This is a genomic window from bacterium (genome assembly GCA_037131655.1).
Classification (GTDB): Bacteria; Armatimonadota; Fimbriimonadia; order Fimbriimonadales; family JBAXQP01; genus JBAXQP01.
Genome location: JBAXQP010000284.1, coordinates 1 through 3,523 on the forward strand (window position 1 = coordinate 1; position 3,523 = coordinate 3,523).

The 3,523-nt window shown below is 50.2% G+C and carries 5 protein-coding genes; all 5 read right to left on the minus strand.

All coding sequences use genetic code 11. The annotated features are described in order from the left end of the window. Nucleotides 1-652 (minus strand): NADH-quinone oxidoreductase subunit F (locus WCO51_11215; protein ID MEI6513824.1); only part of this gene is annotated, 652 nt, incomplete at its 3' end. A gap of 7 nt (nt 653-659) precedes the next feature. Continuing rightward, on the minus strand, nt 660-1,265 hold the full coding sequence (locus tag WCO51_11220) for an NAD(P)H-dependent oxidoreductase subunit E (protein ID MEI6513825.1): 606 nt from the start codon (nt 1,263-1,265) through the stop codon (nt 660-662). Further along, a complete protein-coding gene (gene nuoD / locus WCO51_11225; protein MEI6513826.1) occupies nt 1,262-2,461 on the minus strand; it encodes an NADH dehydrogenase (quinone) subunit D in 1,200 nt (399 codons plus the stop codon). The genes WCO51_11220 and nuoD overlap by 4 nt, the downstream gene beginning before the upstream one ends. Before the next feature lie 8 nt (nt 2,462-2,469). Next, entirely contained in the window at nt 2,470-3,048 is a 579-nt protein-coding gene (locus tag WCO51_11230; GenBank protein MEI6513827.1) for a hypothetical protein, read from the minus strand. Nucleotides 3,049-3,301: 253 nt separating this feature from the next. Then, nucleotides 3,302-3,523 (minus strand): NADH-quinone oxidoreductase subunit C (locus WCO51_11235; protein ID MEI6513828.1); only part of this gene is annotated, 222 nt, incomplete at its 5' end.

Genomic DNA, 3,523 nt, shown 5'->3' on the forward strand with positions numbered 1-3,523 from the left:
AGGAAAAGCTCTCGGCGTTATTGATAAGCGTCGGTTTTTCCCACAACCCTCCAACAGTCGGTAGGGGCGCATGGGGAAATTTGAGCCGCGGCATTCCGCGCTCGCCCTGAAGGCTGTTCATCAACGCCGATTCTTCCCCGCACTCATAAGAGCCTGCGCCCATGTGAATAAAAAGGTCGAAATCGAACCCTTTGTCCATGATGTTCTTGCCCAAATATCCGGCCTTATAGACTTCATCAATCGCCGTTTTCATCGCCTGCGCCGACTCGATGAACTCGCCGCGAATATAGATATAGCCTACCTTGGACATCGTGGCATAACCGCCGATGATCATGCTCTCGATAATCTGATGCGGCGTTTTCAGCATCAACTCGCGGTCTTTGAACGTCCCCGGCTCACCCTCATCACAGTTACAAAGCACATAATGCGGCTCATCCCAATTCTTTGGAATGCCGTTCCACTTGATCCAAGCCGGAAACCCCGCACCGCCGCGTCCGCGAAGACCGGAGGCTTTGACTTCATCAATCACCGCCTGCCGTTCCATCCCCAATGCCTTCTCCAACGCCAAATACCCCCCACGCTTTTTATATCCATCAAGCGTGCGGTACTCGGCTTCTTCAGCATATTTCAGCAGCAATCTGTTTTCAGGCATTCTTAAATTAGACCTCGCCCTCATGCAGTTGGCATTTCACGACGGAATTGGACATCTGGGTGATAGTGGGTTCCTCGCTGGAACGTAGGCGGTCGATGATTTCGTTCAATTTTTCGGGGGTAAGGTTGCCTTCGTATTTGTCGCCAATCTGAATCACCGGGGCGGCGCTGCAGAAGTTTAGGCACTCGACCTCTTCGATGGTGAATATGCCGTCGGGCGTCGTTTCGCCGGAGCCGATGCCTAGTTTCTCTTGTAAATAATCAAGTAAACGAAACGCCCCAACTACGGCGCAAGTAAGACAAGTACAAACTTCAATAACGTGTTTGCCTATTGGCTCCGTTTTATAAAGCGTGTAAAAAGTAGCTACCCCTGCGACCTCGGCAAAAGGACGATTCATGCGGACGGCTACTTCCATCATCGCCTCGGGAGTGACCATTCCATACTCTCGCTGCGCAATCCAGAGGGCGGGGAGCAAGGCGGCTTTCTTATCGGGATAATGCGTCACAATCGCCTCAAGCTCCTTAACGGCTTCAGGTGAAAAACGCATTTTGACTTCGCTCGAAGGTGTCGGCAGAGGACGCTCATCGGTTGTTACTCGCTCCTTCGGTTTCATCGGTCTACTTCTCCAAGAACAATATCGATACTCCCTATACAAGCTACCATATCGGCCATTAATCCGCCGCGGCACATTAAATCAAGTACTTGTAAGTTCATAAACGACGGTGGGCGTAGGTGCCAGCGATAGGGGGCATCGGCGCCATCGCTAACAATATAAAACCCGGCTTCACCCTTCGGACTTTCCGTTGGGACATAAACCTCTCCCAGGGGTGGATGATAGCCTTCGGTCCACAGCAAAAAGTGATGAATGATCGCTTCCATGCTGGTATCGAGTTCTTCGCGAGGCGGCGGCACGACTTTTCGGTCAGATGAATTTATCGGCCCATCCGGCAGGTTGTCAATCGCCTGTGTGATGATTCGAATACTCTGGCGCATCTCTTCCAAACGCACCAGGAAACGGTCGTACACATCGCCATGCTTTCCAACTGGAATTTCGAAATCGAACTTATCATAGGACGAATAGGGGTTGCTCTTGCGGATATCCCAAGCCAACCCGGATGCCCTGATTATCGGCCCGCTGACGCCATATCGAAGACAGTCTTTAAGACTAAGAACACCGACCCCTTGAGTTCGTTCAAGCCATATGGGGTTGGTGACGAGTAGAGACTCGACTTCAGCAAGCGCTCCTGGAAAAACTGCGATGAAATCTCTCAGTTTTTGTTCCCATCCCTCAGGCATATCGCCACGAAGACCACCCGGCACAATCCAACTCGGCATCATCCGCTGACCAGACATCATTTGGAAGAGATCGAGCGTCTTTTCACGTTCGATAAAGGCCCAGAAGAAGGGGGTCATCGCTCCTAAATCGAGCGCATGAGTTCCAAGCCACACTAGATGACTATTAATTCGAGAAAGCTCTGCCAGGATCACCCGCAAATACTGACCGCGTGGCGGGATTTCCACTCCCATCAGCTTTTCAACCGATAGGGCATGCATTAAATTATTATGATTGGCAGAAAGATAGTCCATGCGGTCAGTCATGGGAACGCATTTCAGATAGGTTTGGTACTCGCCTTCCTTTTCGATACCTGTGTGCAGAAAGCCAATATAACAGACAGCCTTGACGATCGTTTCGCCATCGATCTCAAGCACTACTCTTAGAACGCCATGCGTGCTGGGGTGTTGAGGCCCCATGTTGATGATCATGGTATTCTCATCACGCCGCTCGATATAGGTCTCAGTCGAAGGCATGAATCTGCTCACTGCTCACTCCTATCCTTTTCGCTTTCCAATACATTCTGCAATTCCTGATAGAGCATCTCATTTGGCTCAAAGAATACCGGCTCATCATCCTCCGAATTAGGTTCAAATATAATCGCTGAGCTGGATATCTCGAACCTATGCCGCTCTTGCTGCAGTAGCTCGACTTCATGGATAAAACGCTCATCCTTTTCGAGTCTGCTCATGTCAGCCATTTTCCATAGCAACGGGTAATCATGCGTCGAACCTAATTTAATCGCCCGCTCCGTTTTGATGTGCTCTATTAGAAAGAGCTTAAGCTCCAGAAAATAATTAGACAGATCGCCTTTCAGTCGTTCATCAATGCTGCGGCAGTCAACCAATCCTTTTTCATAAAGCATCGCCAAACTTTCCAGCTTCGGCATGCTTTGAGTGCCAAAGTCAGGAACATCCGCTGTTGGCGCAAAAACAAATTGTTCAATGAACTCATCGAGCCACAATCGCGTACGTTCGAGTTTCTCAACGCGCTCTTTGCGAAACCCAATCCAAACCATCGCCCCAATCAGCGTCCCGATTATTGATAATATTAGTTCAAGCATAGTTTAGCTTTTAGCTTTCCAATGCACATCTTTCCAAGCGTAGTCGAGGGATATTCCGAACGCCTAGCGACTAAAGTCGCGGCTGTTAATAGCCAAGTCCGCCTACGCGGACTATCCGGAAGAACCCACGCAGGTGGGGTTTGCTATCATCAGCTGCGGTTTCAACCCCCAAGCTCACACAAAAGCCTCTTCGGCAAACTCAGGGTGACGTGCCTGACGGCACTTAGGGGCTTCGCCCATAGCTCCCCCTATCTCACCTTCCGCTTATATCTTCCGAACCGGTCTTTCCGGGGAAAGAGGAGCCGGCGTTAGGATTGTAGAAATCTTCTATCGACGGGCCAGTTGTTCCCTGGGCAAAGACCACTTTTTCTCCTTGGAGAGGGAAATCCTTCCGGAGGGGATGACCAGTCCAATCGTCGGGCATTAGGATTCGTCTAAGATCGGGATGTCCTTCGAAAGGAATGCCGAACATATC